Origin of the sequence: Actinomadura fibrosa (assembly GCF_900659615.1) — a bacterium.
In the GTDB taxonomy this organism is placed as follows: Bacteria; Actinomycetota; Actinomycetes; order Streptosporangiales; family Streptosporangiaceae; genus Spirillospora; species Spirillospora fibrosa.
On the sequence record NZ_CAACUY010000377.1, the window covers coordinates 1 to 6,190 of the forward strand.

Genomic DNA, 6,190 nt, shown 5'->3' on the forward strand with positions numbered 1-6,190 from the left:
CGCCGGGGCCGGGCCGGTACCGGCCGCCGCGGACGGCGCGGCCTGACGCGCGCGGGGGCCCGGGCGGGCCGTCCGGGGCTGGTCGTACGCTGTAGGGCACCCCATCGGAATTCGCGCGAGGATCTGCCTGAGATGCCTGAGTTCTCCTACACCGACCTGCTGCCCCTCGGCCCGGACGAGACCGACTACCGGCTCCTCACCGCGGACGGCGTGTCCACGTTCGAGGCGAACGGGCGGACGTTCCTCCAGGTCGCGCCGGAGGCGCTGCGGCTGCTCACCGAGACCGCGATGCGCGACATCGCGCACCTGCTGCGGCCCGCGCACCTGGCGCAGCTCCGGCGGATCCTGGACGACCCCGAGGCCTCCCCCAACGACCGGTTCGTCGCGCTGGACCTGCTGAAGAACGCGGGCATCGCCTCGGGCGGCGTCCTCCCGATGTGCCAGGACACCGGCACCGCGATCGTGATGGGCAAGCGGGGGCAGCACGTCCTCACCGACGGGCGCGACGAGGAGCACATCTCGCGGGGCGTGTACGACGCCTACACGAAGCTGAACCTGCGGTACTCGCAGATGGCGCCGATCTCGATGTGGGACGAGAGGAACACCGGCACGAACCTGCCCGCGCAGGTCGAGCTGTACGCGGCGCCCGGCGACGCGTACAAGTTCCTGTTCATGGCGAAGGGCGGCGGCAGCGCGAACAAGTCCTTCCTCTACCAGGAGACCAAGGCCGTCCTGAACCCCAAGCGGATGATGGCCTTCCTGGAGGAGAAGATCCGGTCGCTGGGCACCGCGGCGTGCCCGCCGTACCACCTGGCGATCGTCGTGGGCGGCACGTCCGCCGAGTACGCGCTGAAGACGGCCAAGTACGCGTCGGCGCACTACCTGGACACGATGCCCACCGAGGGCTCCCCGCTCGGGCACGGGTTCCGCGACGTGGACCTGGAGCTCCAGGTGTTCGAGCTGACGCAGCGGCTCGGCATCGGCGCCCAGTTCGGCGGCAAGTACTTCTGCCACGACGTGCGCGTGGTCCGGCTGCCCCGGCACGGCGCGTCCTGCCCGGTGGCGATCGCGGTGTCGTGCAGCGCCGACCGGCAGGCCGTCGCCAAGATCACGGCGGAGGGCGTGTTCCTGGAGCGGCTGGAGACCGACCCGGCGCAGTACCTGCCCGACACCACCGACGAGCACCTGGACGAGGGCGTCGTCCGCATCGACCTGAACCGGCCGATGGCGGAGATCCGCGCGGAGCTGACCAAGTACCCGGTGAAGACCCGGCTGTCGCTGACCGGCCCGCTGGTCGTGGCGCGCGACATCGCGCACGCGAAGATCAAGGAGCGGCTGGACGCGGGCGAGCCCATGCCGCAGTACATGCGCGACCACGCGGTCTACTACGCGGGTCCGGCGAAGACGCCGGAGGGCTACGCGTCCGGGTCGTTCGGGCCGACCACCGCCGGGCGGATGGACTCCTACGTCGAGCAGTTCCAGGCGGCGGGCGGGTCGCTGGTCATGCTCGCCAAGGGCAACCGGTCGAAGCAGGTCACCGACGCCTGCGCCGCGCACGGCGGGTTCTACCTGGGCTCGATCGGGGGTCCCGCCGCCCGGCTCGCGCAGGACTGCATCAAGAAGGTGGAGGTCCTGGAGTACCCCGAGCTGGGCATGGAGGCGGTGTGGAAGATCGAGGTCGAGGACTTCCCCGCCTTCATCGTCGTGGACGACAAGGGCGGGGACTTCTTCGCCGACACCACGGGGCCCGTCCTGAGCATCGGACGGCGGTGAACGGAACCCTTACCGAGGGGTGACGAACGGTGAACCGGCCGGGGCGCGGGGGGCCGCAAGGCCCCCTTCCCGGGCGAAAACGGCCGGTAGGTCACATTGTCGGACCTAAATCCAAGTTGGTCCGATGGTCTCCCCGGTGACCGCACGGCCTCTCCGGTATCTTTTCCGCCATGTCTCAGTCAGAGCGCCTCGTACTCGCGACGCGCTACCGGCTGGTCTCGGAAATAGGTCAGGGTGCCAACGGCACCGTATGGAGAGGGCATGACGAACTCCTCGATCGCGCGGTGGCGATCAAGGAGTTGCGGCTCCCCGAAGACCTCTCCGAGGACGACCGGGTGGTCTTCTACCGCCGTACCCTCCGTGAGGCGCGCGCGCCCGCCCAGCTGCGCACGCACTCCATCGTCGAGGTGTACGACGTGGTCATCGAACAGGGCCGTCCCTGGATCGTGATGGAGATGATCGAGGCGCCCAACCTCGAACAGCTCATCGAACGTTCGGGGCCGCTCCCGCCCGAGCGCGTCGCGCACATCGGCCGCCGGCTGCTGGACGCCCTCAACACCGCGCACAAGGCCGGGATCGTGCACCGCGACCTCAAGCCGAGCAACGTGCTGCTGGACGGCGACCGGGTCGTGCTCACCGACTTCGGCCTGGCGTTCTCCTCCGGCTCGGCGAGCCTGACGAAGACGGGCCACTTCATGGGCTCGCCCGCGTACGTGGCGCCCGAGGTCGCCGCCGGGGAGAAGGCCACGCCCCGGTCCGACCTGTGGTCGCTCGGCGCGACGCTGTACGCCGCGCTGGAGGGCCGCCCGCCCTTCGAACGCGACAACGTGATGGCGACGCTGAGCGCGCTGGCGAACGAGTCCACGCCCGCCCCGCAGAACGCGGGCGCGCTCGCCCCCGTGATCACCGGGCTGCTGGAGAAGAACCCGACCCGCCGGCTCAGCCACGCCCGCGCCGTCGACCGGCTGGAGCGGGCGATGACCGGGCCCCGGTCCGGCCGCCGCCCGCCGACCCCCCGCTACCGGATGATGGCCGTCATCGCGCTGATCGGGGCGACCGTCGCCTCGTGCGGCATCGGCGCGACCGCCCTGATCGTCGGGATGATGAAGGAGAAGCCCGGCGCGTCGCCGACCTCTCCCACGTCCAGCGCTCCCCCGCCCTCCGCCCAGACCGCCCCGCCGCCCGGCGTCGCGTCGAGCACGCTCGTCGTGCGCGCCCGCACCGCCGGATGCAAGATCTTCGTCTCGGTGCCCGGCGCCGTGATGACCGTGCTCAGCGACGAGACGCTCGCCGTCGGCGAGGCGCGCAAGTACGACCAGCCGCGGATCAACGCGGTGATCTACGACTCGGCCGCCTGCGAGGTCTGGGTGAACGGCCAGCGGAAGCCCGCGGGCGGGCCGGGCGAGCGCAAGAGCTACTCGCTCAACGGGTCCGGAGGCTGATCCGGGAGGCGGCGGGGATAGATTCGTTCCCGGAGGTGGCTTTTCCATGACCGAGCAGGAGTTCCGGGTCGAGCACGACTCCATGGGGGAGGTCCGTGTACCGGCGTCGGCCAGGTGGCGGGCGCAGACGCAGCGGGCGGTGGAGAACTTCCCGATCTCGGGGCGGACGCTGGAGGCCGCGCACATCGCCGCGCTGGGCCAGATCAAGGCCGCCGCCGCGGTGGTCAACGCGGAGCTCGGCGTCCTCGACAAGGACCTCGCGTCCGCGATCGCCGAGGCCGCGCGGGAGGTCGCCGAGGGGCGGTGGAACGACCAGTTCCCGATCGACGTGTTCCAGACCGGGTCGGGCACCTCGTCCAACATGAACGCCAACGAGGTCGTGGCGACGCTGGCGCAGGAGCGGCTCGGCCGCCCCGTCCACCCGAACGACCACGTGAACGCCTCGCAGTCGTCCAACGACGTGTTCCCGTCCTCGATCCACGTCGCCGCGACCGGCGCCGTCGTCGACGACCTGATCCCCGCGCTGCGCCACCTGGAGGCGGCCCTCGCCCGGAAGGCGGACGAGTTCGCGGCGGTCGTGAAGGCGGGCCGCACCCACCTGATGGACGCGACGCCCGTGACGCTGGGCCAGGAGTTCGGCGGCTACGCCGCGCAGGTCCGGTACGGCGTCGAGCGGCTGGAGGCCGTCCTGCCGCGGCTGGCGGAGCTGCCGCTCGGCGGCACGGCCGTCGGCACCGGCATCAACACCCCGGAGGGCTTCGGCGGGCGCGTCATCGCGGAGATCGCCCGCGCCACGGGGCTGCCGCTGACCGAGGCCCGCGACCACTTCGAGGCGCAGGGCGCGCGGGACGGCCTGGTCGAGGCGAGCGGCGCGCTCCGCACGATCGCCGTCGGCCTCAACAAGATCGCCAACGATCTGCGCTGGATGGGCTCGGGGCCGCGCGCCGGGCTCGCCGAGATCCGGCTGCCCGACCTCCAGCCCGGCTCGTCGATCATGCCGGGCAAGGTGAACCCGGTGATCCCCGAGGCGGTCGCGCAGGTCGCCGCCCAGGTCATCGGCAACGACGCGGCGGTCGCGTTCGGCGGCGCCGCCGGCAGCTTCGAGCTCAACGTGATGCTGCCGATGCTCGCCCGCAACGTGCTGGAGTCGATCACGCTGCTGGCCAACGTCTCCCGGCTGCTCGCCGACCGGTGCGTGGCGGGCATCGAGGCCGACGAGGAGCGGCTGCGGGAGTACGCCGAGTCGTCGCCGTCGATCGTGACGCCCCTCAACCGCTACATCGGCTATGAGGAGGCGGCGAAGGTCGCCAAGCAGGCGCTCCGGGAGCGCCGGACGATCCGCGAGGTCGTCCTCGAACGCGGCTACGTGGACGACGGCAGGCTGACGGTCGAGCAGCTCGACGCCGCCCTGGACGTCCTCGGCATGACGAGGCCGTCCTCCGGCTGACCGGTCGTCCTCCGGCTGACCGGCCCGCCCCCCGGCTGACCGGTCCGCCCCCGCCCCGGATCACGTTCCGGGGGCCGCCGCGTCCGGACGTGGCACCTGAGACGATCCCCGGCGCCTCGGCAGGCCCCTGCCCGGGTCAGTACCAGCCCGCCGCCTGGAAGTGGCTCCAGGCGGCGCAGGGGCTGCCGTAGCGGTTCCTGATGTAGCGCAGTCCCCAGCGGATCTGCGTCCGGGGCTCGGAGTGCCAGCGCGGCCCGGCGGACGCCATCTTCGATCCGGGGAGCGCCTGCGGGATCCCGTGCGCGCCGGACGCGGCGTTGTGCGCCCGCTCGTTCCAGTGGCTCTCGCGCCCCCAGAGCCGCTCCAGGCAGCGGAACTGCCGGGCGGAGCGCCAGCGGTGCCGGGCCATCATCGACCGGGCGATGGCCTTGTTGCGGTGGGCGCGCGCCCGGCGCCGGTCGCCGGCGTGCCCGGCCGCGACGGCCGGCAGGACCCGGACGATCCCGCCGGTCTCCAGGCGGTCGAGCGCCGCCCTCACGGGAGAGGTCGCCATGGGGGCCGCGACGAAGGCCGCCGCCGCCCCGAGGGCGATCGCGCGGAGGGCGTTGCGCAGATGAGTTGACACGCGACTCAGCGTGCAGCCGCGCCGCGGCGCGGCGACGTGAGATTCCGGCCTCCGGGACCGGGCCTTTGCCGACCTATTGCCCCGCGCAGCCCGTCCGGTACGACAAAAGGGACGAGCCGGAGCCCGTCCCTTCGCCGTGCCTTACGTTGAGCCCCGGGTCACGCCCGCGCCCGCGGAAGCGTCTAGTACCAGCCGGTCGACTGGGAGTGGCTCCAGGCGCCGCAGGGCGAGCTGTAGCGGCTCTTGATGTAGCCGAGGCCCCACTTGATCTGCGTGGTGGCGTTGTTCTGCCAGTCGGGGCCGGCGCTGCTCATCTTGGATCCGGGCAGGGCCTGCGGGATCCCGTACGCGCCGGACGGGTTGGCGGCGTGGGTGTTCCAGTGGCTCTCCTTGTTCCACAGGTTCACCAGGCAGCCGAACTGGCCGGACGCGGTGAAGGCGCTGCCGTAGCTCGGCATCAGCCGCTTCGCGATCGCCTGCGCCTCGCCGGCGGGGACCGGGTCGCCGCTCGGACCGCCGCCGCTGCCGCCGCTGCCGGGCTTGCCCTTCGTCGGCGTCGCGGTCGGGATCGGGGTGCCCTTGGGCTGGAGCTTCGGGGCCTTCCCGCCGTCGCCCCGGACGGCGCGGGAGGCGCGCTCCAGCGCCTGCTTGCGCCGCTGCTGCTCCATGACCTTCGGGTCGACCTGGACGGGCGCCGCGTTGTCGGCGACCGGCTTGGAGGCGACCGTGGCCTCGTCGGGGGCGTCGCTCGACCCGGTCAGCGCGAACGCCGCGACGGCGCCGCCGCCGAGGACGACGGCCGCGCCCGCGACGACGGCGGCGATCCGGACGCCGTTACGGCGGCCGGAGCCACCGGAGCGGGGCGCCGCGCCGGCCGGCCGGGGGCCGGACGCGATCTCGTCG

At 72.7% G+C, this 6,190-nt stretch carries 5 protein-coding genes; 3 read left to right on the forward strand and 2 right to left on the reverse strand.

Features of this window, described 5'->3' with window-relative positions; all coding sequences use genetic code 11:
• Positions 1-132 precede the first annotated feature (132 nt).
• The 3 genes from E1300_RS46515 to E1300_RS46525 all read left to right on the forward strand — a co-directional run bounded on the left by E1300_RS46515 (position 133) and on the right by E1300_RS46525 (position 4,662).
• A complete protein-coding gene (locus tag E1300_RS46515; protein WP_131763665.1) occupies positions 133-1,773 on the forward strand; it encodes a fumarate hydratase in 1,641 nt (546 codons plus the stop codon).
• 170 nt (positions 1,774-1,943) lie between these two features.
• Positions 1,944-3,215: a serine/threonine-protein kinase gene (locus E1300_RS46520; protein ID WP_131763666.1), complete on the forward strand. Its 1,272-nt coding sequence runs from the start codon at positions 1,944-1,946 to the stop codon at positions 3,213-3,215.
• Positions 3,216-3,261: 46 nt separating this feature from the next.
• Positions 3,262-4,662 (forward strand): class II fumarate hydratase, encoded by a 1,401-nt coding sequence (locus E1300_RS46525; protein WP_131763667.1) that lies wholly within the window; start codon positions 3,262-3,264, stop codon positions 4,660-4,662.
• 136 nt (positions 4,663-4,798) lie between these two features.
• Here the strand turns inward: E1300_RS46525 and E1300_RS53780 are convergent, their stop codons facing one another.
• Positions 4,799-5,287 (reverse strand): aggregation-promoting factor C-terminal-like domain-containing protein, encoded by a 489-nt coding sequence (locus E1300_RS53780; RefSeq protein ID WP_306440706.1) that lies wholly within the window; start codon positions 5,285-5,287, stop codon positions 4,799-4,801.
• A gap of 182 nt (positions 5,288-5,469) precedes the next feature.
• Positions 5,470-6,183 (reverse strand): aggregation-promoting factor C-terminal-like domain-containing protein, encoded by a 714-nt coding sequence (locus tag E1300_RS46535; RefSeq protein WP_242619845.1) that lies wholly within the window; start codon positions 6,181-6,183, stop codon positions 5,470-5,472.
• Positions 6,184-6,190: the final 7 nt, after the last annotated feature.